Annotated in this window: 15 protein-coding genes; 12 read left to right on the forward strand and 3 right to left on the reverse strand. The window is 65.3% G+C overall.

Features of this window, described 5'->3' with window-relative positions:
• Window positions 1–18 precede the first annotated feature (18 nt).
• A complete protein-coding gene (locus AC1DS6_RS28240; protein ID WP_441630671.1) occupies window positions 19–1,209 on the forward strand; it encodes a M24 family metallopeptidase in 1,191 nt (396 codons plus the stop codon).
• 396 nt (window positions 1,210–1,605) lie between these two features.
• Window positions 1,606–2,184 (forward strand): acyloxyacyl hydrolase, encoded by a 579-nt coding sequence (locus AC1DS6_RS28245; RefSeq protein ID WP_052685852.1) that lies wholly within the window; start codon window positions 1,606–1,608, stop codon window positions 2,182–2,184.
• Between the two features lie 31 nt (window positions 2,185–2,215).
• Here AC1DS6_RS28245 and AC1DS6_RS28250 read toward each other — a convergent pair whose 3' ends face one another.
• Window positions 2,216–3,730: an aminotransferase-like domain-containing protein gene (locus AC1DS6_RS28250; protein WP_441630673.1), complete on the reverse strand. Its 1,515-nt coding sequence runs from the start codon at window positions 3,728–3,730 to the stop codon at window positions 2,216–2,218.
• A gap of 351 nt (window positions 3,731–4,081) precedes the next feature.
• On the opposite strand from AC1DS6_RS28250, the gene aptA reads away from it, so the two are divergent.
• From aptA to AC1DS6_RS28265, 3 genes are all read left to right on the forward strand, one after another.
• Entirely contained in the window at window positions 4,082–5,413 is a 1,332-nt protein-coding gene (aptA, locus tag AC1DS6_RS28255; RefSeq protein WP_441630675.1) for an omega-aminotransferase AptA, read from the forward strand.
• Window positions 5,414–5,452: 39 nt separating this feature from the next.
• Window positions 5,453–6,970: a CoA-acylating methylmalonate-semialdehyde dehydrogenase gene (locus AC1DS6_RS28260; RefSeq protein WP_035869886.1), complete on the forward strand. Its 1,518-nt coding sequence runs from the start codon at window positions 5,453–5,455 to the stop codon at window positions 6,968–6,970.
• Window positions 6,971–7,849: 879 nt separating this feature from the next.
• Window positions 7,850–9,241: an amino acid permease gene (locus tag AC1DS6_RS28265; RefSeq protein WP_441630677.1), complete on the forward strand. Its 1,392-nt coding sequence runs from the start codon at window positions 7,850–7,852 to the stop codon at window positions 9,239–9,241.
• An 11-nt stretch (window positions 9,242–9,252) separates the two neighbouring features.
• On the opposite strand, the gene AC1DS6_RS28270 is transcribed toward AC1DS6_RS28265, so the two are convergent.
• Window positions 9,253–10,659 (reverse strand): aminotransferase-like domain-containing protein, encoded by a 1,407-nt coding sequence (locus AC1DS6_RS28270; protein WP_441630679.1) that lies wholly within the window; start codon window positions 10,657–10,659, stop codon window positions 9,253–9,255.
• Between the two features lie 180 nt (window positions 10,660–10,839).
• Between AC1DS6_RS28270 and AC1DS6_RS28275 the strand changes: the two genes are divergently transcribed.
• The 5 genes from AC1DS6_RS28275 to AC1DS6_RS28295 all read left to right on the forward strand — a co-directional run bounded on the left by AC1DS6_RS28275 (window position 10,840) and on the right by AC1DS6_RS28295 (window position 18,380).
• Window positions 10,840–11,178 (forward strand): DUF2917 domain-containing protein, encoded by a 339-nt coding sequence (locus AC1DS6_RS28275; protein WP_441630680.1) that lies wholly within the window; start codon window positions 10,840–10,842, stop codon window positions 11,176–11,178.
• A gap of 367 nt (window positions 11,179–11,545) precedes the next feature.
• A complete protein-coding gene (gene icmF / locus AC1DS6_RS28280) occupies window positions 11,546–14,848 on the forward strand; it encodes a fused isobutyryl-CoA mutase/GTPase IcmF (protein ID WP_441630682.1) in 3,303 nt (1,100 codons plus the stop codon).
• A gap of 180 nt (window positions 14,849–15,028) precedes the next feature.
• Entirely contained in the window at window positions 15,029–15,451 is a 423-nt protein-coding gene (locus tag AC1DS6_RS28285) for an HIT family protein (RefSeq protein ID WP_441630684.1), read from the forward strand.
• Between the two features lie 75 nt (window positions 15,452–15,526).
• The gene (locus tag AC1DS6_RS28290; RefSeq protein WP_045236126.1) at window positions 15,527–16,381 is read left to right on the forward strand and encodes a 3-hydroxybutyryl-CoA dehydrogenase; all 855 of its coding nucleotides are present in this window, start codon (window positions 15,527–15,529) and stop codon (window positions 16,379–16,381) included.
• A gap of 454 nt (window positions 16,382–16,835) precedes the next feature.
• The gene (locus AC1DS6_RS28295; RefSeq protein ID WP_441630687.1) at window positions 16,836–18,380 is read left to right on the forward strand and encodes a methyl-accepting chemotaxis protein; all 1,545 of its coding nucleotides are present in this window, start codon (window positions 16,836–16,838) and stop codon (window positions 18,378–18,380) included.
• Window positions 18,381–18,438: 58 nt separating this feature from the next.
• Here AC1DS6_RS28295 and AC1DS6_RS28300 read toward each other — a convergent pair whose 3' ends face one another.
• Entirely contained in the window at window positions 18,439–19,107 is a 669-nt protein-coding gene (locus tag AC1DS6_RS28300) for a Crp/Fnr family transcriptional regulator (RefSeq protein ID WP_441630689.1), read from the reverse strand.
• 237 nt (window positions 19,108–19,344) lie between these two features.
• Between AC1DS6_RS28300 and AC1DS6_RS28305 the strand changes: the two genes are divergently transcribed.
• Together AC1DS6_RS28305 and AC1DS6_RS28310 are read left to right on the forward strand one after the other, a co-directional pair.
• The gene (locus AC1DS6_RS28305) at window positions 19,345–21,315 is read left to right on the forward strand and encodes an AMP-dependent synthetase/ligase (RefSeq protein ID WP_441630691.1); all 1,971 of its coding nucleotides are present in this window, start codon (window positions 19,345–19,347) and stop codon (window positions 21,313–21,315) included.
• 14 nt (window positions 21,316–21,329) lie between these two features.
• Window positions 21,330–22,241, forward strand: a complete 912-nt coding sequence (locus AC1DS6_RS28310) for an ABC transporter ATP-binding protein (RefSeq protein WP_035875775.1) — start codon at window positions 21,330–21,332, stop codon at window positions 22,239–22,241.
• Window positions 22,242–22,259: the final 18 nt, after the last annotated feature.

The raw sequence follows: 22,259 nt of genomic DNA on the forward strand, positions 1-22,259 counted from the left end.
CTTTCAAGGAGACAAGACATGCCCCAGATCACGACCGCCGTGCGCGACTACCGACTGTCCATGATGCACGCGCTGATGGACCGCCTCCGCGTTGACGCGCTGGTATTCGCCACCCCGGACTTCTTCCAGTTCGCCACCAATTTCCAGCTTGATGTCTGGCCGTGGGAACGCCCCGTATTTGTGTTCGTGCCGCGCAATGGCGAGCCCTTCGCGGTGATGAACGAGCTATCCACCAACCATATGCGCTTGTGCGCGGAAAAGGAGAAGGTCTGGCTGCGCGATGTGACCTACTATGCCGAGCATCCGCGCGTCGCGCGGCGGCTGGCGCTGGCGCCACAGTTGCCCGAGGTGGTGGCGTCGCTGCTGGCCGCGCACGGGCTGGGCGGTTCGCGCATTGCCGTCGATGTGGCGCACCCGATCCTGGCGGCGGCGCAGCGCTACCTGCCCGAGCTTACTTTGCGCCCGGCCCTGGCCGAGATGCGCGGCATGCGCTGGGTCAAGCATGCCGAGGAACTGCAGGTGATGCGTGAACTGGGGGCGCTGACCGACTGGGTGCAGGACCGCTATCGCGAGAATATCCGCGCAGGCCGGCTGGTGCAGGAGCTGGACCACGCCATGTCGGCGCTGATGGTGGAGGAAGCGGCGCGCCGTTTCCCCGGCGAGGATTTCGACATTCTCAAGTGCTGGACACTGACGGGGCCCGCCTCGGCGTCGCCGCATGGCGACGGCGCCGCGTGCGGGGCGCGCATCGCGGCCGGCGACACTATCGTCAACCTGATCCTGCCGCGCCTGAATGGCTACTACGTCGAGAACGAACGCACCTGGTTCTGCGGCAGGCCGGATGCGCGCCAGGCACATTGCTACGAGGTCGCCGCCGAAGCCACCGATGCCGCGGTAGCGGCCGCGGTGACCGGACGCCGCGTCTGCGATATGGACGCTGCGGCACAGGCCGTGATCGAGCGCGCGGGCCTGGGCGAGTACATCTTTCACCGCACAGGCCACGCGGTCGGCCTGATGCTGCACGAGTACCCGGAAGACATGGCCTTCAATACGCGGGCGCTGTTGCCGGGCGAGGTGTACTCGGCCGAGCCCGGCATCTATGTCTACGGATTGGGGGGCTTCCGGCTGGACGATACGGTGGTGGTGGGCGAACGCCCCGAGGTGATCGTGAAGACGCCAAAGACGCTGGAATACGCAACGGTGGGGTGAGAGGCGGGTGCCGCCGGGCACCACAGGCCAGGAGGGTTGACGCGGCGCGGCAACAGGGCTTTGGTACCGCAAGCATTACGCCGCCCGGAGGCGCATAATCCCTGACCATTAAGTCAGGTCCTAGCCGAATCCGCGTCAGCCCTCAACATACATTCATGGATGGATGTATAATTCCGGAATTATTCGCTTGTCCCCAGGCGTTTGTTGCGGAAATTGACATGACTTACCGATTTATTGCCGGATGCATGAGCGCCTGGCTCGCGATCTGCGTGACCGCGAGCTGGGTGGTGGAACGCCTCTGGTCCTGAGTACGGGTGGTCGGCCTTGCCGCTGGGAGGTGGCAAGGTTTTCGCTAGGACTTGCCATTCTTCGCGGTATTCACCACCCACCATGTACATGACCAGAGATAAGAAGAACGCCGGCCTTGCCCACCGGCTTGTAACGCATATCAAGGCGCTTGGCGCCGTGGCTGCCCTTGGTACCAGCGCGCTGGCGCATGCCGATCCCGGGGTGCACGTGGCCTTCGGCCGCGATCCTGGCCACAACATCAACAAGTACGAAATCGGCGTCAACTGGGATTCAGGCTTTGCCTGGGGCAACCCGCAGGGCTGGCTGGTCAAGCTGCAGTGGGAGGCCGAACTGGCCGAATGGAATGCCCGCAGCGGCACCAATGCCCAGAATGTGACCGAGTTCGGTTTTTCGCCGATCTTTCGCCTGGAAAAGCGCGGCGGCTCGCTGGTCCCCTTCCTGGAAGCTTCGGTAGGCGTGCGCATGATGAGCCACAAGGCCACCTCCGACGAGCACCGCTCCGGCAGCCTGTTCCAGTTCTCCGACATGATCGGCGTAGGCATGGCATTCGGCCCCAAGACTGCTTACGAAGCCGGCTTCCGCTACCAGCATGTCTCCAATGCCGGTATCAAGCAGCCCAATCCGGGTAGCGGTTTTTACACGGGTTACATGCGTTATCGCTTCTGAACCGGCAACGGCGGCTGGCCCGGGCCGGCGCTCAGGCCAGCTTGACCATGCCGGCACGCGGATTGCGCGCGGCGCGCGAGGCCGGCTCGGGAAGTCCGGTCTCCGCCCCCCGGCTATCCGCGCCGCGCAGCGTGTCGAAAAAGCGCCATAGCGCGGGCGCGTCGGTGGTCGCGACATTGAACCGTATCCAGGGCGAGTCGCCTTCTTCCGGCTCGAAGTAGGAGCCCGGTGCCAGCCAGATGCCGTGCTCCAGTGCCAGCGTTGCCAGCCGGTTGCCTGACAGGGCGGCCTGCTCGTTCCCGTCTCGCGGGCGCATCCGTGCCCAGGCAAACATGCCGCCTTCCGGGCGCAGCAGCACTTCCAGCCCGTGCGCTTCCATCTTCTCCGTGATCCGGTCCTGCTGGGCGCGCAGCCGTTCGGCCAGCGCCGCCACGTGGCGGCCGTAGTGGCCGCTGGTCAGCACCGAATACACGAGCCGTTCCGTCACTTCCGATGACGTCAGCCCCACCGCCATCTTGGTGCGGGCCAGCGCCTTGGCCAGATCGGGGCTGGCTGCCAGGTAGCCCACCCGCAGCGACGGCGTGATGGTCTTGGAAAAACCGTTGATGTAGATCACGTGCGAGAGGCCGTCCATGGCCGCCAGCATGGGCGAGCCGGCGGGCGCCAGTTCGCGGTAGATATCGTCCTCCACGACCAGCAGCCGGTATTGCTCGGCCAGTTGCAGCACGCGGTGCGCGTTCATGCTGGTAAGCGTGCCGCCGGTGGGATTCTGCAGCACGGTGTTGACGAACAGGGCACGCGGTGCATGGCTCCTGATGGCGTGGTCGAGCGCGTCGGTGTCCAGCCCGCTGGCGGTGCGGCGCACGCCGATCACCTGCAGCCCGGCCAGGCGCAGGATCTGCAGCAGGTTGCAGTAGCACGGGTCTTCCACCAGCACCGTGTCGCCCGGCCGCAGCAAGGTGCGCACCACCAGGTCCAGCGCCTGCGTGGCGCCCTGGGTCAGCACTACCTGCTGGGCCTGGACTGGCATGCCGTACTGGCTGAGGCCGGCGGCGATATGCTCGCGCAGCGCGCCAAAGCCGTAAGGATGGCCATAGCCCGAGACCTGCGCCGCGGGCACCCGCGCCGCGGCGCGCATGGCCTGGTGCAGTCCCTCCTCGTTGAGCCAGTCGCCGGGCAGCCAGCCCGCGCCCGCCTTGATGGGCACCGAATGGTCGGCGAAGACGTCCGACAACAGCCAGGCGGCATTCAGCCCCGGTGCCTCCCAGCGCGCCGCTGGCGCCTGGCCGGCCGGCGCGTGGCGGTGCGCCACCGTATAGCCGGAACCCGCGCGCGCGCCGAGGTAGCCCAGCGCGGTCAGGCGGCCGTAGGCCTCGGCCACGGTGAAGGTGCTGACGCCGTGTTGCTGGGCGAACCGCCGCACCGAGGGCAGCGCCACGCCGGCGCGCAGCACGCGCCGGTCGATCAGGCTGGCGATGCCGGCCACGATCTGTTCGGTCAGGGTGTCCCCGCTGCGCCGGCTGCGGACCAGTTCAAGGTTTAGCATGCGTCATATGTCAGAATCAACCTGTACAGTTTAGTGGCCGTAGTGGTGCGATGGGAAGCGTCTTCGTCCCGCGCGGCATTGCGGCACCGCAGCGCGAACATGGCTTCCGGGGCGGGATTGCGCGCCGCGGGGCGCGCCAGGGCCGGGCATGGCGGCAAGCCGGCATGTAGCGCGCCTTTTGAATTCTGTACAGTTGTCATAGTCTTAACTGTACGGTCAGGTGATGTTTTGCCGACCGTATATTCTTTAAGCCGGGCCGGGCCGCTACAGTGGCCGCATTCGCCAGAATCACTCGACAACCCCGGTGCGGCGCAACCGCCGCCGCCCGAGCCAATGCCCTGAGGAGGACGTATGGATGCCGCCAAGACCGTGATCCCCGATCTCGATGCCCTGTGGATGCCGTTTACCGCCAACCGCCAGTACAAGGCGGCGCCGCGCCTGCTCGCCTCGGCCAGCGGCATGTACTACACCTCGCATGACGGCCGCCAGATCCTCGACGGTTGCGCCGGCCTGTGGTGCGTGGCCGCCGGCCACTGCCGCAAGGAGATCTCGGAAGCGGTCGCGCGCCAGGTGCAGACCCTGGACTATGCGCCGCCATTCCAGATGAGCCACCCGCTGACATTCGAGGCCGCCACCAAGCTGGCCGCCATCATGCCGTCCGGGCTGGACCGCATCTTCTTCACCAACTCGGGTTCGGAATCGGTCGACACCGCGCTGAAGATCGCGCTGGCGTACCATCGCGCGCGCGGCGAAGGCCAGCGCACCCGCTTTATCGGCCGCGAGCGCGGCTATCACGGCGTGGGCTTCGGCGGCATGGCGGTGGGCGGCATCGGCGGCAACCGCAAGGTCTTCTCGGCCAACCTGATGCCTGGCACGGACCACCTGCCGGCCACGCTCAATATTGCCGAGGCTGCCTACTCCAAGGGCCAGCCGCAATGGGGCGGGCACCTGGCCGAGGACCTGGAGCGCATCCTGGCCTTGCACGATCCGTCGAACGTGGCTGCCGTGATCGTCGAGCCGCTGGCCGGTTCGGCCGGCGTGCTGGTGCCGCCGGTGGGCTATCTCGAAAAGCTGCGCGAGATCACCAGCAAGCACGGCATCCTGCTGATCTTCGACGAAGTCATCACCGCCTTCGGCCGCCTGGGCGCGGCCACCGCCGCCGAGCGCTTCAAGGTCACGCCGGACCTGATCACGATGGCCAAGGCCATCAACAATGCGGCCGTGCCGATGGGCGCGGTGGCGGTCAGGCGCGAAGTGCACGACACCGTGGTCAACTCCGCCGCGCCGGGCGCGATCGAGTTCCTGCACGGCTACACCTATTCCGGCCATCCGCTGGCAGCGGCCGCGGCCATCGCCACGCTGGATATCTACAAGAACGAGAACCTGTTCGGCCGTGCCGCCGAACTGGCGCCCAAATTTGAAGCCGCTGTGCACGCTGTGCGCGGCGCCCCCCACGTGAAGGACATCCGCAACCTCGGCATGGTGGCCGGCATCGAACTGGAGCCGCGTCCCGGCCAGCCCGGCGCGCGCGGCTACGAGGCCTTCCTCAAATGCCTGGAACGCGGCGTGCTGGTGCGCTACACCGGCGATATCCTCGCCTTCTCGCCGCCGTTGATCATCACGGAAGAGCAGATCGGCGAAATGTTCGACACCGTGAAGAAGGTCCTGCAAGACGTGCAGTAAGTACGCACGCATGGCAGGAACAACACAAGGAACACTGACGTGAACATCGCAGAAAACCGGCAGATCGCCGACATCGCGCATTACATCGGCGGCACCGTGCGCGCCGCCTCGTCGGACCGTTATGCCGACGTATTCAACCCCGCCACCGGCGCGGTGGCCGGGCGCGTGGCGCTAGGCTCCGCGCAGGACGTGGATGCCGCGGTAGCCGCCGCGCACGCGGCCTTCCCGGCCTGGTCCGAGACCGCGCCGCTCAAGCGCGCCCGCATCCTGTTCAAGTTCAAGGAGCTGCTCGACCGCCACCATGACGACCTCGCCGCGCTGATCACGCGCGAGCACGGCAAGGTGTTCTCGGACGCCAAGGGCGAAGTCACCCGCGGCATCGAGGTGGTGGAATTCGCCTGCGGCATTCCCAACCTGCTCAAGACCGACTTCACCGACAACATCGGCGGCGGCATCGACAACTGGAACCTGCGCCAGCCGCTGGGCGTGGTGGCCGGCATCACGCCGTTCAACTTCCCCGTGATGGTGCCGATGTGGATGTTCCCGGTGGCGCTGGCCTGCGGCAACACCTTCGTGCTCAAGCCGTCCGAGCGCGATCCCTCGCCCTCGCTGCTGATCGCCGACCTGCTCAAGCAGGCCGGCCTGCCGGACGGCGTGTTCAACGTGGTGCAGGGCGGCAAGGAAGCCGTCGACGCGCTGCTGGCGCACAAGGATGTGCAGGCGCTGTCCTTTGTCGGCTCGACCCCGATTGCCGAGTACATCTATACCGAGGGCACGAAGCACGGCAAGCGCGTGCAGGCCCTGGGCGGCGCCAAGAACCACCTGGTGGTGATGCCCGACGCCGACCTCGACCAGGCGGTGGACGCGCTGATCGGCGCGGCCTATGGCTCGGCGGGCGAACGCTGCATGGCGATCTCCGTAGCCGTGGCGGTGGGCGACGTCGCCGACAAGCTGGTCCCGCGCCTGGCCGAACGCGCGCAGTCGCTGAAGATCCGCAACGGCATGGAAGCCGATGCCGAGATGGGTCCGCTGGTGACCGCCGCGCACAAGGCCAAGGTGGAAGGCTATATCGCCAAGGGCGTGGAAGAAGGTGCGAAGCTGGTGACCGATGGCCGCGGCCACAAGGTCGAAGGGCATGAAGATGGCTTCTATGTCGGCGGCACGCTGTTCGACAATGTCACGCCGGACATGACGATCTACAAGGAAGAGATCTTCGGGCCGGTGTTGTCGGTGGTGCGGGTGCATGACTTTGCCCAGGCGGTGGACCTGATCAACGCGCACGAGTATGGCAATGGCGTGTCGTGCTACACGAGCGACGGCGGCGTGGCGCGCGCTTTCTCGCGCCAGATCCAGGTTGGCATGGTCGGCATCAACGTGCCGATTCCGGTGCCGATGGCATGGCACTCCTTTGGCGGGTGGAAGCGTTCGCTGTTCGGCGATCACCATGCTTACGGTGAAGAAGGCATTCGCTTCTATACGCGGTACAAGAGCATCATGCAGCGCTGGCCGGACAGCATCGGCAAGGGTGCGGAATTTACGATGCCGGTGGCTAAGTGAGGGTTTTGGTTTTGGCTGGATGATGGTGGGGGTCACGTTTTTTTGCGGGGTTGGTCGGTGTTTCTTTGAGCGGTGTTGGCTCTTGTACCCAACAGCCATACGACATCCCCCCTGCGGGGGGCTGCCGGTTAGTCTTCTTTGCTTTGGCAAAGAAGACTAACGAGAAGAAAGCCGACCCTGCCGGGGGCAGAGCAATCGCGGGCGCTAGGGGTGCTGGTTTCGTCGTACGGCCACAGTTCTGCTGGCATCTGCCGGAACCGGTTTGACGGGCCACGACGCTGCCAGCTTCCGGGATTCGTAGTACGGCCCCCGGTAGCGGAACCTTGCCCATTCGGCAATCTGCCGTTACCGGCACGGGCCATCACGACACATCGCCAGTCAATGGTTTCGTGGTGGGGCGGGCGCGGTGGTCAAGGTCTCGGGCATATCAATCCGGTGCCACCGCGCCCACGACGGAACCGGTGCGCCTGCAACTTCGTGGCCGGTCACTCCGCGAGCGACAGACGGCTTGAAGCAAGTGATGTCCGCTACCGGGGGCCCCACCGTCAATCCCGGAAGCTGGCAGGTTCGTGGTCAGTCAAGCCGGTACCGGCAGATGCCCGCCGGCACTCTGGGCCGTACGACGAAACCACCGATATTCGAGAGCCTTATTGCTCTGCCCCCGGCAGGGTCGGCTTTCTTCTCGTTAGTCTTCTTTGCCGAAGCAAAGAAGAGTGACCGGCAGCCCCCCGCAGGGGGGATGTCGTATGGCTGTTGGGTGCAATAGCCATCGCCGCCCAAAGAAACAGCGACCACCCCGAAAGTGACGAATCCGCCCACCCTACCGCGCTAAAATACGCCGCTTTTCAAAGCCGCCCAGCGCGTCAGGAGTACCCGCCGATGAGTCTGTTCCGCACCAAGAACATCGAGGCCATGCTGGCCGCTGCCCGCGACGACGGCCTGAAAAAAGTGCTCGGTCCCGTTGACCTGATCCTGATGGGAATCGGCGCCATCATCGGCACCGGCATCTTCGTGCTGACGGGCACCGGCGCGCTCACGGCCGGCCCGGCGCTGACCGTGTCCTTCGTGATCGCCGCACTGGCCTGCGGGTTTGCCGCGCTCTGCTATGCCGAGTTCGCGTCCGCGATCCCCGTCTCCGGCTCCATCTACACCTACAGCTACGCCACGCTCGGCGAGATCGTGGCGTGGATGATCGGCTGGGACCTGCTGCTTGAGTATGGGCTAGCGACCTCGGCGGTGTCGGTGGGGTGGTCGGGCTATTTCCAGTCGCTGATGGCAGGCTTCGGCATTCACCTGCCGGTCATGCTCACCGCCGCACCCGGTGCTGTGCCGGGCGCGCAGACGCTGTTCAACCTGCCCGCTGCCGTGATCATGCTGCTGATCACCTGGATCGTGTCCTACGGCGTGCGCGAGTCGGCGCGCCTGAACAACGTGATGGTGGCCATCAAGATCGCGGTGGTGCTGCTCTTCATCGCAGTGGGCGTGTGGCACGTCAAGCCGGCCAACTGGCATCCGTTCGCGCCCTTCGGGCTGGACGGCATCTTCAATGCGGCGGCGCTGGTGTTCTTCGCCTTCATTGGCTTCGACGCCGTCACCTCGGCCGCGGAGGAAGTCCGCAACCCGCGCCGCGACCTGCCTATCGGCATCATCGGCTCGCTGGCCGTGTGCACCGTGCTGTACGTGACGGTTGCGGCCATCATGACGGGCATCGTGCCCTTCGCCAAGTTCGCCGGCATCGATCACCCGGTCTCGCTTGCGCTGCAGTATGCCGGGCAGAACTGGGTGGCGGGCTTCGTCGATCTTGGCGCCATCCTGGGCATGACCACGGTGATCCTGGTGATGACCTTCGGCCAGACACGCATCATCTTCGCCATGTCGCGCGACGGCCTGCTGCCGGAGCGCTTGTCGAAGGTGCATCCCGTGCATGCCACGCCGTTCTTCGCCACCTGGACGGTGGGCATCGTGTTCGCGTTTATCGCGGCGTTCGTGCCGCTCAACGTGCTGGCGGAGCTCATCAATATCGGCACGTTGTCGGCCTTCACGCTGATCTCGGTGGCGGTGCTGGTGCTGCGCAAGACCCGGCCGGACCTGCCGCGCGCTTTCCGCTGCCCCGGTGTGCCGGTGGTGCCGCTGCTGTCCGTGGGCTTCTGCCTGTTCCTGATGGCTCACCTGCAGGCGCTGACCTGGATCGCGTTCACCAGCTGGCTGGCGATCGGGCTGGCCATCTACTTCCTCTACGCGCGCCGCAACGCGGTGCTGCACGGCGGCTGACGCCGCCCCCGTTACAGTTCGCGCGCGCCGGCCTCCCGCAGGAACGCCAGCGCGCGTGGCTCCTCGACAAACGCGGAGTTGATGCGGATCCAGGCCGAGGTTTCGCCGCCCGGCCGGAAGTAATTGCCGGGCGCCAGCGTCACGCCGTGCCGCTCCGCGAGCGTCACCAGTTCGCGTGAATCATCGATTCCGAGTGCGCGTGCCCATAGGAAATTGCCCCCCGCCGGTTCGCAAAACACCTCCCAGCCAAACTCGCCCAGGCGCCGCACCGCGCCGGCGGTCGCCTGCCGCACCCGCAGGCGCAGCCGCTCCATGTATTTGCGATAGGCGCCCCGCTCCAGCAAGGCCGTGGTGACGGCTTCCGCGAAATGCGAGCCGGCCACGCTGGTCAGCACCTTCACGTCCACCAGTTCCTTCACCAGCGCCTTGTCGGCGACCAGGTAGCCGATCCGCAGCGAGGCCGACACCGTCTTGGAAAAGCCACCGATATAGATCACATGTTCGAGCTGGTCCAGCGTGGCCAGGCGATCGGTGAAGTGGGTCTGGAAGTCCGAGAAGATATCGTCCTCGACAAAGCGGAAGCCATGCCGCCGTGCCAGTTCGAGCAGGCGGAATGCCACCGGCGGCGCCAGGGTCGAGCCGGTCGGGTTCTGCAGCACGCTGTTGGTGAAGAACAGCTTGGGCTTGTGCTCGCGGAGCAACGCCTCCGCGGCGTCCGGGTCCGGGCCATTGCGGGTTTGCGGCACGCCCACCAGCCGCACGCCGTGCAGGCGCAGCAGGCCGAACAGGTTGTAGTAGCCGGGGTCTTCCACGAATACCGTATCGCCTGGCTTGAGCAGGCGGCGCACCACCAGGTCCAGCGCCTGGCTGGCGCCGGTGGTGATCAGTACCTGCGGCAGTTCGGCGGCGATGCCAAGTTGCCGCACGCGGGTCAGCACATGCTGGCGCAGTTCCGGAAGGCCCATCGGCGTGGCGTAATGGATCACGCTGCAGACGTCGGTGCGCGAGACCTGGCGGATCGCCTGCGTCAGCCCGTCCAGGTCGCGCCAGGTTTCGGGTACGAAGCCGCCCGCCAGCTTGAGGGTGGCGCTGGGGTGATTGAACTGCTCCAGGATATGGTCCGACAGGTCCTCGGCCAGCTTCGGGTCCGACCAGCCATTGGCGGCGCGCGCCAGCAGCGGGCTGTCCGCGACGAAGAAGCCCGAGCCGTGGCGGGAGTCGAGCAGGCCCTGCGACACCAGCCGGTCATAGGCCTCGATCACCGGGAATCGGCTGATGCCGTGCTCCGCCGCCAGTTGGCGGATCGACGGCAGGCGGGCGCCGGGACGCACCTCGCGCGTGCTGATCCAGGTCTTGACCTCGTTGACGATCTGGTCGGTCAGGGGCACGCCGGTGGCGGGGACTAGGGTCAGCTTCATGACGGGCGCGCTTGCAAAGTGTCAGGAAAAACTACTGAACAGTGCATGGAAAACTGTTCGCAACTGTTCATGGGATTGTAGTAGCCGCTGTGAATAATGGAAGGCATGCGGAGGAGGGGGCCGGCACCGGCCAGGCCGGGCGGCACGAGACATCACCGCAATGCAGAAAGGAGTAGCGAAATGCGCGAACTACGGATCTTCGAACTGGATGAACCCGGCCGGCCGGTGTGCTGGCGCGCCCCCGAAGGGCAGAGCGTCAAGGTGCTGGAAGGGCGCCTGTGGCTGACACTGGAGGGCCATCACGCCGATATCTGGCTGCTGCCGGGCGCCGTGTACGCACTGCCGGCCGGCGCGACGGTATGGCTGTCGGGCGAGAGCGAAGGCGCGCGCTTCACGCTCGCCGAGTCGGCCGCCCCCCTGTGGTGGCGCTGGCTGGGCGGGATGACTGGCGCGCTGAAGCGCCGGTTTGCCGAGCGCCGGGGCAACGGCGCGGGCGAATGCCCGGAGCCGGGTCTCTGACGTGATGCAGGCTGGCTCGCGCGGGCACGTGGCCCCGCGCCGGCCGGCAACGGGCGCGCCGGTTCCCGGCCCGCCCACGGAGCCCGAGGCCGCTTGCGCGCGCCGCGGATGCCGCCGCCCCGCCCGTTTTCTCCCTCAGAATCCATCACACCGTCTCGCCAACTGTGCGAGGATGTTCGTCATGGCAGCCCGCGCCGCGCGGCAAGCAGGGTGTCCCTGGCTTGATTGCCGTTAACGTAAACGTCATATAATCAAGCCGCCGGGCCGGCGCCAGCCAGACCGTTCGCATGCGGGATCCGAGCCGACTCCAGAGCGGCAGACATGGGCGTCAAGCGAGCAGCCAGAACACCGAACATGGTGGAGACAAATGACCGATCTTTCCGATGTGCAGAAGGGCGCCCAACCCGGCGTTTCCCATCAGGCGCAGGGACCGAAAGGCCCCGTCAACAAAGTGCGCTTCGTCACCGCGGCCTCGCTGTTCGACGGCCACGATGCCTCCATCAACATCATGCGGCGCATCCTGCAGTCTTCGGGCTGCGAGGTGATCCACCTGGGGCATAACCGCTCGGTGCAGGAAGTGGTCAGTGCGGCTCTGCAGGAAGACGTGCAGGGCATCGCCATTTCCAGCTACCAGGGCGGGCACGTCGAGTACTTCAAGTACATGATCGACCTGCTGCGCCAGCGTGGCGGCGGGCACATCCAGCTATTCGGCGGCGGCGGGGGCGTGATCGTGCCGGACGAGATCCGCGAACTGCAGGCCTATGGCGTGGCGCGCATCTTCAGCCCGGAAGACGGCCAGCGCCTGGGCCTGGCGGGCATGATCGCAGACATGGTGCAGCGCTGCGATATCGACCTCGCGCGTTATGCGCCGACCACGCTCGACGCGGTGAAGGGCGGCGACCGCCGTGCGCTCGCGCAAGTGATCACCGCGCTGGAAAACGGCAAGGCGGAACCGTCGCTGGCCGATGCGCTGCGCACCGAAGCGGCAAAGGTCAAGACGCCCGTGCTGGGCATCACCGGCACCGGCGGCGCCGGCAAGTCCTCGCTGACCGATGAACTGATCCGCCGCATCCGGCTGGACCAGCAGGATGCGCTGTCGATCGCGGTGATCTCGATCGATCCCTCGCGCCGCAAATCCGGCGGCGCGTTGCTGGGCGACCGCATCCGCATGAATGCGATCAATCATCCGAACATCTTCATGCGCTCGCTGGCCACGCGCGAGGCCGGCTCCGAGATTTCGCAGGCGCTGCCGGATGTGCTGGCAGCGTGCAAGGCGAGTGGCTTCGACCTGATCATCGTCGAGACCTCGGGCATCGGCCAGGGCGATGCGGCCATCGTGCCGCATGCGGACCTGTCGCTGTACGTGATGACGCCCGAGTTCGGCGCCGCCAGCCAGCTCGAGAAGATCGACATGCTGGACTTCGCCGACTTCGTCGCCATCAACAAGTTCGACCGCAAGGGCGCGCGCGACGCGTGGCGCGACGTGGCCAAGCAGGTGCAGCGCAACCGCGAGCAGTGGCATGCAAAGCCCGAGGAGATGCCGGTGTACGGCACCCAGGCGTCCCGCTTCAACGACGACGGCGTCACCATGCTCTACCAAGGCCTGCGCGAAGCGCTGTGCGCGCGCGGCATGCGCGCGCCGGCTGGCGTGCTGCCGCTGCTGAGCGGACGCATCTCCACCGGGCAGAACGTGATCGTGCCGCCGGCGCGCAACCGCTACCTGGCGGAGATCGCCGACACCATGCGCGCTTACCACCGCCGCGTGGACGCGCAAAGCCGGCTGGCGCGCGAGCGCCAGCAACTGCGCGAGGCGCGCCGCATGCTGCTGGCCGCGCCGGAGCCAACGCCGGGCGATGCCGCCGACGCGCTGCAGGCGCTCGCCGCGGAGCGCGACGCCGCGCTGGGGGCGCAGGAGCGCAAGCTGTTGGCGATGTGGCCGGAGATGCGCAAGGCCTATAGCGGCGATGAGTACGTGGTGAAGATCCGCGACAAGGAAATCCGCACCACGCTCACCACCACCACCTTGTCCGGCACTACGGTGCGCAAGGTGGTGCTGCCTCGCTTCGAGGACGATGGCGAAGTGCTCAGGTGGCTGATGCGCGAGAACGTGCCCGGCAGCTTCCCCTATACCGCCGGCGTGTTCGCCTTCAAGCGCGAGAACGAAGATCCCACCCGCATGTTCGCGGGCGAGGGCGATGCCTTCCGCACCAACCGCCGTTTCAAGCTGGTCTCCGAGGGCATGGATGCCAAGCGCCTGTCCACCGCCTTCGACTCGGTCACGCTGTACGGCGAGGATCCGCATACGCGACCGGATATCTACGGCAAGGTCGGCAATTCGGGTGTGTCGATCGCCACGCTCGACGACATGAAGGTGCTGTACGACGGCTTCGACCTGACCAGCCCGTCGACCTCCGTGTCGATGACCATCAACGGGCCCGCGCCCACCATCCTGGCGATGTTCATGAACACCGCCATTGACCAGCAGCTCGACAAGTTCCGCGCCGACAACGGCCGCGATCCCACCAGCGACGAGGAGGCCAAGATCCGCGCGTGGGTGCTGCAGAACGTGCGCGGCACGGTGCAGGCCGACATCCTCAAGGAAGACCAGGGGCAGAACACCTGCATCTTCTCCACCGAGTTCTCGCTCAAGGTGATGGGCGATATCCAGGCCTACTTCGTGCATCACCAGGTGCGCAATTTCTACTCGGTGTCGATCTCCGGCTATCACATCGCGGAGGCCGGCGCGAACCCCATCTCGCAACTGGCATTCACGTTGTCCAACGGCTTCACCTATGTGGAGGCGTATCTCGCGCGCGGCATGCATATCGACGATTTCGCGCCCAACCTGTCGTTCTTCTTCTCCAACGGCATGGACCCGGAATACAGCGTGATGGGCCGCGTGGCGCGCCGTATCTGGGCCGTGACGATGCGTGACAAATACGGCGCCAACGAACGCAGCCAGAAGCTCAAGTACCACATCCAGACGTCCGGCCGCTCGCTGCATGCGCAGGAGATCGACTTCAACGATATCCGCACCACGCTGCAGGCGTTGATCGCGATCTACGACAACTGCAATTCGCTGCACACCAACGCCTACGACGAAGCCATCACCACGCCCACCGGCGAATCGGTGCGCCGCGCGCTGGCTATCCAGCTCATCATCAACCGCGAATGGGGCGTGGCCAGATGCGAGAACCCCAACCAGGGCAGCTTCCTGATCGACGAGCTGACCGATCTGGTGGAGGAGGCGGTGATGCAGGAGTTCGAGCGCATCGCCGAGCGCGGCGGCGTGCTGGGGGCGATGGAGACCGGCTACCAGCGCGGCAAGATCCAGGAGGAGTCGCTGTACTACGAGCAGCGCAAGCATGACGGCACGCTGCCCATCATCGGCGTCAACACCTTCCGCAATCCCAACGGCGAGCCCGCCACGCAGACGCTCGAACTGGCGCGTTCCAGCGAGGAGGAGAAGCAGGGGCAACTCGCGCGGCTGGCGGATTTCCATGCGCGCCATGCGGATGCGGCGCCTGCGACGCTGCAGCGTTTGCGCCAGGCCGTGATCGACAACGACAATGTGTTCGCGGTGCTGATGGATGCGGTGCGCGTGTGCTCGCTGGGGCAGATCACCCATGCGCTGTTCGAGGTGGGAGGACAGTACCGGCGCAATATGTGATGTGTCGGCCAGGGGCTGTTTCATGCGGGGCCCCTGCGTTAAACTTGACGTTTGCGTAAGGCCATAACGCCGCCATAACGCCGCCATAACGCGGCCATGGCGCGGCCGCCAAGCGCCAGGGCCAAGCCAATACCAAGACAAGATCAAGACAAGATCAAGACAAGACCAATCAGGAGCACCGTGTACGATCCCAACAATATCTTCGCCCGCATCCTGCGTGGCGAATTGCCTTGCAACAAGGTGTATGAAGACGCCGACACCGTTGCCTTCATGGACATCATGCCCCAGTCCGACGGGCACGTATTGGTGGTGACCAAGGAGCCGGCCGCGGAGATCTTCGACCTCTCCGACGCCGGCGCCGAAGCCGCCATCCGCACCACCAAGCGCGTAGCCCGCGCGGTGCGCGCCGCCTTCAGGCCGGACGGCATCTCGATCGGCCAGTTCAACGGCAGCGCCGCGGGCCAGACCGTCCCGCACGTGCATTTCCACATCGTGCCCCGCTATGCCGACCGCACGCTGCGCGGCCACGGCACGGACATGCAGGATCCGGAAATCCTCAGCCAGCACGCCGATCGCATCATCGCCGCGCTGCGCGACGCCTGACCCTATGAACCACCGGCCCGCCGCACCCGCGGCGGGCCGGATCTGCATCAAGCAACCAGCAACAAGGAAGAGAAGATGGGAATCAGGACAGTTGGCATCGTAGGCGCCGGCACCATGGGTAACGGCATCGCGCAAGCATGCGCCGTAGTGGGCCTGGACGTGGTGATGGTGGACATCAGCGACGCAGCGGTGAACAAGGGCATCGCCACCGTTGCGGGCAGCCTGGACCGCCTGATCAAGAAGGACAAGATCAGCGAAGCCGACAAGGAAGCCGCACTGGCGCGCATCAAGGGCTCGACCGCCTATGAATCGCTCAAGGCCACCGACATCGTGATCGAAGCCGCCACCGAGAACTTCGACCTCAAGGTCAAGATCCTCAAGCAGATCGACAGCATTGTCGGCGACAACGTGATCGTGGCGTCCAATACTTCGTCGATCTCGATCACCAAGCTGGCGGCGGTCACGACCCGGCCGGGCAACTTCATCGGCATGCACTTCTTCAATCCGGTGCCGATGATGGCGCTGGTGGAACTGATCCGCGGCCTGCAGACCAGCGATGCCACGCATGCGCTGGTGGAAGAACTCTCCAAGGCGCTGGGCAAGTACCCGATCACCGTGAAGAACAACCCGGGCTTTGTGGTGAACCGGATTCTCTGCCCGATGATCAATGAAGCATTCTGCGTGCTGGGTGAAGGCCTGGCGTCGCCGGAAGAGATCGACGAAGGCATGAAGCTGGGCTGCAATCACCCCATCGGCCCGCTGGCGCTGGCCGACATGATCGGCCTGGATACGATGCTGGCGGTGATGGAGGTGCTGTACACCGAATTTGCCGACCCGAAATACCGTCCGGCCATGCTGATGCGCGAAATGGTGGCAGCGGGCTATCTCGGCCGCAAGACGGGCCGCGGCGTGTACGTCTACAGCAAGTGATATTGAAGCAGTAAGAGATGGAAAGCCCCCCTTCCACGGGGCGGGGGGAAGCTAAGAAAACTGGCAATGGAGCGATCCGTCGCCAGTTTTTTTTCGTTTGCGGAACGCCCCTGCCTGCCGGTTCTCCAGCATGTCGTGATCAATGAACCATGCCCCTTCCGGTTCCTGACGATTTGCTGTCTGCTTGAATTTTCAAACAAGAATCGGTATCAACAGGCGTTAAATAGAACGATCGTATTAAAAAATATTGTCAAGCCTTTGGCGGCGATAAAGCCAATTAACACTGAGTGGAATCAATTTCGATCCAGCTGAAACTGGGTGAATGTCTTAATTTGTCCCTAATCGCTAAAGCTTTGTATAGACATTTCCGTAAACGCTGAAATGCACTACGCGCCGCCGCAGTCGTGGCACTGCCTGTGCGTCGCGTGCTTTGGAAAACCGATGGGGAATCTTTATGCGCAACAACCAACCCGTCTCGCAGCGCGAATACGAACTGCCTGAGAATGCGACGCTGATGTCGACCACCGACACCAGCAGTCGCATTGCCTATGCCAACGCGGCCTTCGTCGATGTCAGTGGCTTCACGCGCGAGGAAATCCAGGGTCAGCCCCACAATATCGTGCGGCACCCGGATATGCCGGCCGAGGCGTTCGCCGACATGTGGGCCACGCTCAAGGGCGGCGAGCCCTGGACGGCGCTGGTAAAGAACCGGCGCAAGGACGGCGACCACTACTGGGTACGCGCCAATGCCATGCCGCTGGTGCGCAACGGCAAGCCGGTGGGGTACATGTCGGTGCGCACGCGGCCATCGCGCGAGGAGATTGACGCCGCCGCCCGGCTCTACCAGGACTTTCGCGAGGGCAGTGCGGGTCAGCGGCGTTTCCACAAGGGCCTGATCATTCAGGGCGGCTGGAAGCGGTGGGCGTCGGCCTTCAAGACCATGCCGGTGCGCTGGCGCATCCGCGGCGCCCTGGCGACCTTGCTGCCGGCCTTGGTCATTGGCGCGGCGGCGCTTGGCATGCGCGGGATGCCGCTGGCCGGCCTGAGCGGCATCGTTGCCGCCATGTTGCTGCTGGTCTCCGGCTGGCTGGAGGCGCAGATCTCGCGGCCGCTGGAGCGGGTCATGGCACAGGCCTTGCGCGTCGCGTCAGGCGAAAGCCAGCAGGTCGAGCATATGGACCGCGTGGACGAGATCGGCATGACCCTGCGCACGATCAGCCAGCTTGGCCTGATGTTCCGCTGGCTGATCGACGACGTGAGCGAGCAGGTGCTGAACGTGCAAGGCGCAAGCAGCGAGATCGCGCAGGGCAACAGCGACCTGAGTCAGCGCACCGAGCAGGCGGCATCCAACGTACAGGATACGGCGTCGTCGATGACGCAGATGACGGCCACGGTCAAGAGCAATGCCGAGACCGCGGCCCAGGCAAACGCGCTGTCCGGCTCCGCCAGCACCGAGGCGGCCAAGGGCGGCAAGGCGATGTCGCAGGTGGTGGCGACCATGGAGGAAATCAGCAGTAGCTCGAAACGGATCGCCGACATCATCGGCGTGATCGACGGCATCGCCTTCCAGACCAATATCCTTGCGCTGAATGCCGCGGTGGAAGCCGCGCGGGCGGGGGAACAGGGCAGGGGTTTCGCGGTGGTGGCCGGTGAGGTGCGCGGGCTCGCCCAGCGCAGCGCCAGCGCGGCCAAGGAGATCAAGGCGCTGATCGGCGCCAGCGTGGAAAAGGTCGACTCGGGGGCGCAACTGGTCAACGACGCCGGCCAGACCATGGACAACATCGTGGCCCAGGTCAGGCGCGTCTCCGACCTGATCGCCGGGATCAGCCTGGCTACGTCCGAGCAGAGCGCGGGCATCAGCCAGGTTGGCGATGCCATCGGCGACCTCGACCGCATCACCCAGCAGAACGCGGCGCTGGTGGAGCAGAGCGCGGCCGCCGCACAGAGCCTGAAACAGCAGGCCAACCGGCTGGTGGAGGCGGTCGGCGTATTCCGTTGATTGCGCGACAAACCGCAGCGGGTCGTGGCGCAAGGTGGCCGCGAGGGGCGCGGCGGTCCTACTCGCCGTACTGCCGCAGCCCTTCCAGGTCCAATACCTCGATCACGCCATAGTCGACCTTCACCAGTCCCTGCTGCTCCAGCACCTTGAGCGCCTGGTTGGCCCGCTGCCGCGATATGCCCGCCAGCAGGCCGATTTCTTCCTGCGAAATCTCCAACGTGGTCCCCAGGCCAGGGTACAGGTGCTCGTTGAACAGCGACGACACCGCGCGCGCCACCCGCGAATCGATATCGAGCAGCCGTTCATATTCCACGGCGGCAATGAACTGACCCAGCCGCTCGTTGAACTGCGTCAGCAGGAACCGCGTGAACGGCAGGCTGGTATCCAGCAACCACTGAAAAGTCTCGCGCGGAAGAAAAGCAATCCGCGAGCGCCGCAGCGCCATCACATCGTATTTGCGGATCTCGCCCTTGAGCACGGCGCCTTCGCCGAACCAGCCGCCGGTAGGCACACCAGTGAATGTCACCGACTTGCCGGAAGGCGACACCGTAGTGATCTTGACGATTCCTTCCAGCACCCCCAGCCAGTGCTCGGCCTTGTCACCCTTGTGACAGACGTAGTCGCCCTGGCTATATTCGCGCACGCACATGGCGCGGCGGACCACGTCGCGTTGTTCCGGACTGAGGTCGGCTGCCCACACGCAGCGGTCGACAAAATCGTTGAGCATGAGCTGGAAAACCTTCCCGTAGGGATTAACCCGGAATTGTCATCGGCGTGACAACCGGGGGAAATGGCATGCACTATCTTACGATCACACCAACCGCGAGTGCGCGCCAGGACAAGGCACGAAGGACTTGTTGCGCTGCGGCAGAATCCGCGCCGGGCAGAACAGGCCAAGTATAACCAGCGGAAGCAGGCTTGACACCGGTGGCGGATCCCCGCCTCGGAGGGACAGGAGACAGCGATGCAGGAACCGTCGGCGACGACCTTCCCGCGCCTGCTGCTTGCGCATGCGCAGCAGCGGCCGGAAAGCCCGGCTTACCGCGAGAAGGATCTCGGAATCTGGCAAACCTATAGTTGGGCGCAGACCGCGCAGGAGGTTCGTGCGCTGGCGTGCGGACTGGCCGCGCTGGGCTTTGCGCGCGGCATGAACCTGGCGGTGGTCGGCGACAACCGGCCGCGCCTGTACTGGGCCATGTGCGCGGCGCAGGCACTGGGTGGCGTGCCCGTGCCGCTGTACCAGGACGCGATCGCGGGCGAGATGATCTACGTGCTCAACGATGCCGAGATCGATTTTGCCATCGTCGAGGACCAGGAGCAGGTGGACAAGCTGCTCGAAGTGGAGGAGCAACTCGCCGCGCAGGGCCGCAAGGTGCGGCACATCATCTATGAAGACCCGCGCGGGCTGCGCGACTACGATCATCCGGCGCTGATGTCGTACCAGCGCGTGCAGGAAATCGGCCGTGAATTCGATCGCGCCAATCCGGGCCTGTTTGATCAGGCCGTTGCCGCGGGCGCGCCCGACGACACCGCCATCATCCTCTATACCTCCGGCACCACCGGCAAGCCCAAGGGTGTGTGCCATTCGCACCACGGCCTGATCGGCTCGGCGCGCAACGGCTGCGCTTTCGACGGCCTGACCGCGAAGGACGATGTGCTGTCCTACCTGCCGATGGCGTGGGTCGGCGACAACCTGTTCTCCTACGCGCAGGCCATGACGGCGGGCTTTACGGTGAATTGCCCGGAATCGCGCGAGACGGTGATGACCGACCTGCGCGAGATCGGTCCCACCTATTACTTCGCGCCGCCGCGCATCTATGAAAACCTGCTCACGCAGGTGATGATCCGCATGGAAGACGCGGGCTGGATCAAGCGCAAGCTGTTCCACTGGGCGATGGGCGTGGCGCGCCGCTGCGGCACCGACATCCTCGACGGGAAGCCGGTGGCGCTGGCCGACCGGCTGCGCTACGCCGCGGGCGAAGCGCTGATCTTCGGGCCGCTGCGCAATGTGCTGGGCATGAGCCGCATCCGCGTGGGCTACACGGCGGGCGAAGCGATCGGGCCGGACCTGTTCCGCTTCTATCGTTCGATCGGCGTCAATCTCAAGCAGTTCTACGGCCAGACTGAAACCTGCGCCTATGTCTGCCTGCAGCCGGACGGCAACGTCAAGTTCGATTCGGTAGGGCCGGCCGCGCCGGGCATGGAGATCCGCATTGCCGACAACGGCGAGGTGCTGGTGCGTGGCGTGGGGCTGCTGAAGGCTTACTACAAGCGCGACGATGCCACCCGTGAGGCGATCAACGACGATGGTTACTTCATGACCGGCGACGCGGGCGTGATCGATGCCGACGGCCATCTCAAGATCATCGACCGCGCCAAGGATGTGGGCAAGTTGTCGGACGGCGCCATGTTCGCGCCCAAGTACATCGAGAACAAGCTCAAGTTCTTCCAGTACATCAAGGAAGCGGTGGCATTCGGCACTGGCCGCGACAGCGTGTGCGCTTTCATCAATATCGATTTCGAAGCGGTCGGCAACTGGGCCGAGCGGCGCCACCTGGCGTACGCGGGCTACATCGATCTTGCCGCGCAGCCGGAAGTGATCGCCATGATCGCCGAGTGCGTCGAGCAGGTGAATGCCGATCTCGCCACCGATGCCATGCTGGCCGGCTCGCAGATCTCGCGTTTCCTGATCCTGCACAAGGAACTGGATCCCGACGATGACGAGCTCACGCGCACCCGCAAGGTGCGGCGTGGCTTCATCGCCGAGAAGTACGGCGTGCTGGTCGAGGCGCTGTACGCCGGCAAGACGGAGCAGTTTATCGAGACGCGCGTGAAGTTCGAGGATGGCCGCGAGGGCAGTGTATCGGCCACGCTGAAGCTGGTTGACGTGAAGCGCATCCCGCCGGCCTCCGCCGGCGCGGCACGCGCGGCATGAGCAGGGGCGGGAGGATGACGCAAATGGCATGGAAAGGCGTAGAGCGCGGCGGCGACGGCCAGCCGGTGTGGAGCGGTGCGTCCGCGGTGGCGGGAGCCACGGCGGAGCTGCAAGGCGGTGTGCAGGCCGAGCATGCGCAGGCGCAGGCGCGGCAGGCCGGCGAAGTGATACTCGACCTGCAGCATATCTCGCTGTCCTTCGGTGGCGTGAAGGCGCTGACCGATATCTCCTTCGATGTGCGCGAGCATGAGATCCGCGCCATCATCGGGCCCAACGGCGCGGGCAAGAGCTCGATGCTCAATGTGATCAACGGGGTCTATCACCCGCAGCAGGGCCGCATCGTGTTCCGCGGCGAGGAACGGCGCAAGATGCATCCCACCGCCGCGGCCCGTCAGGGCATCGCGCGCACCTTCCAGAACATCGCGCTGTTCAAGGGCATGACCGTGCTCGACAACATCATGACGGGGCGCAATACCCGGTTCCGCAGCGGCCTGTTGGCCAATGCGCTGTGGTGGGGCCCCGCGCGCAACGAGGAAATGCGCCACCGTCAGAAGGTCGAAGAGGTGATCGACTTTCTTGAAATCCAGGCCATCCGCAAGACGCCGGTGGGACGCCTGCCCTACGGTTTGCAAAAGCGTGTGGAGCTGGCGCGCGCGCTGGCGGCCGAGCCCTCCATGCTGCTGCTCGATGAGCCGATGGCAGGCATGAACGTGGAGGAGAAGCAGGACATGTGCCGCTTCATCCTGGACGTGAACCACCAGTTCGGCACCACCATCGTGCTGATCGAACACGATATGGGCGTGGTGATGGATATCTCCGACCGCGTGGTGGTGCTCGACTACGGCAAGAAGATCGGCGACGGCACGCCGGAGGCGGTAAAGGCCAACCCGGACGTGATCCGCGCCTACCTCGGCGCCGGTCACTGACACAGACGCAACGCACGG

The organism is Cupriavidus sp. 05L310 (assembly GCF_056398185.1).

What these genes read in the sequence shown, in the direction of transcription:
- AC1DS6_RS28290 (WP_045236126.1), top strand. Translation starts at nt 15,527, where the DNA reads ATGGGAATCAGGACAGTTGGCATCGTAGGCGCCGGCACCATGGGTAAC.
- icmF (WP_441630682.1), top strand. Translation starts at nt 11,546, where the DNA reads ATGACCGATCTTTCCGATGTGCAGAAGGGCGCCCAACCCGGCGTTTCC.
- AC1DS6_RS28300 (WP_441630689.1), bottom strand. Translation starts at nt 19,107, where the DNA reads ATGCTCAACGATTTTGTCGACCGCTGCGTGTGGGCAGCCGACCTCAGT.
- AC1DS6_RS28265 (WP_441630677.1), top strand. Translation starts at nt 7,850, where the DNA reads ATGAGTCTGTTCCGCACCAAGAACATCGAGGCCATGCTGGCCGCTGCC.
- AC1DS6_RS28275 (WP_441630680.1), top strand. Translation starts at nt 10,840, where the DNA reads ATGCGCGAACTACGGATCTTCGAACTGGATGAACCCGGCCGGCCGGTG.
- AC1DS6_RS28245 (WP_052685852.1), top strand. Translation starts at nt 1,606, where the DNA reads ATGACCAGAGATAAGAAGAACGCCGGCCTTGCCCACCGGCTTGTAACG.
- AC1DS6_RS28295 (WP_441630687.1), top strand. Translation starts at nt 16,836, where the DNA reads ATGCGCAACAACCAACCCGTCTCGCAGCGCGAATACGAACTGCCTGAG.
- AC1DS6_RS28250 (WP_441630673.1), bottom strand. Translation starts at nt 3,730, where the DNA reads ATGCTAAACCTTGAACTGGTCCGCAGCCGGCGCAGCGGGGACACCCTG.
- aptA (WP_441630675.1), top strand. Translation starts at nt 4,082, where the DNA reads ATGGATGCCGCCAAGACCGTGATCCCCGATCTCGATGCCCTGTGGATG.
- AC1DS6_RS28270 (WP_441630679.1), bottom strand. Translation starts at nt 10,659, where the DNA reads ATGAAGCTGACCCTAGTCCCCGCCACCGGCGTGCCCCTGACCGACCAG.
- AC1DS6_RS28240 (WP_441630671.1), top strand. Translation starts at nt 19, where the DNA reads ATGCCCCAGATCACGACCGCCGTGCGCGACTACCGACTGTCCATGATG.
- AC1DS6_RS28310 (WP_035875775.1), top strand. Translation starts at nt 21,330, where the DNA reads ATGACGCAAATGGCATGGAAAGGCGTAGAGCGCGGCGGCGACGGCCAG.
- AC1DS6_RS28305 (WP_441630691.1), top strand. Translation starts at nt 19,345, where the DNA reads ATGCAGGAACCGTCGGCGACGACCTTCCCGCGCCTGCTGCTTGCGCAT.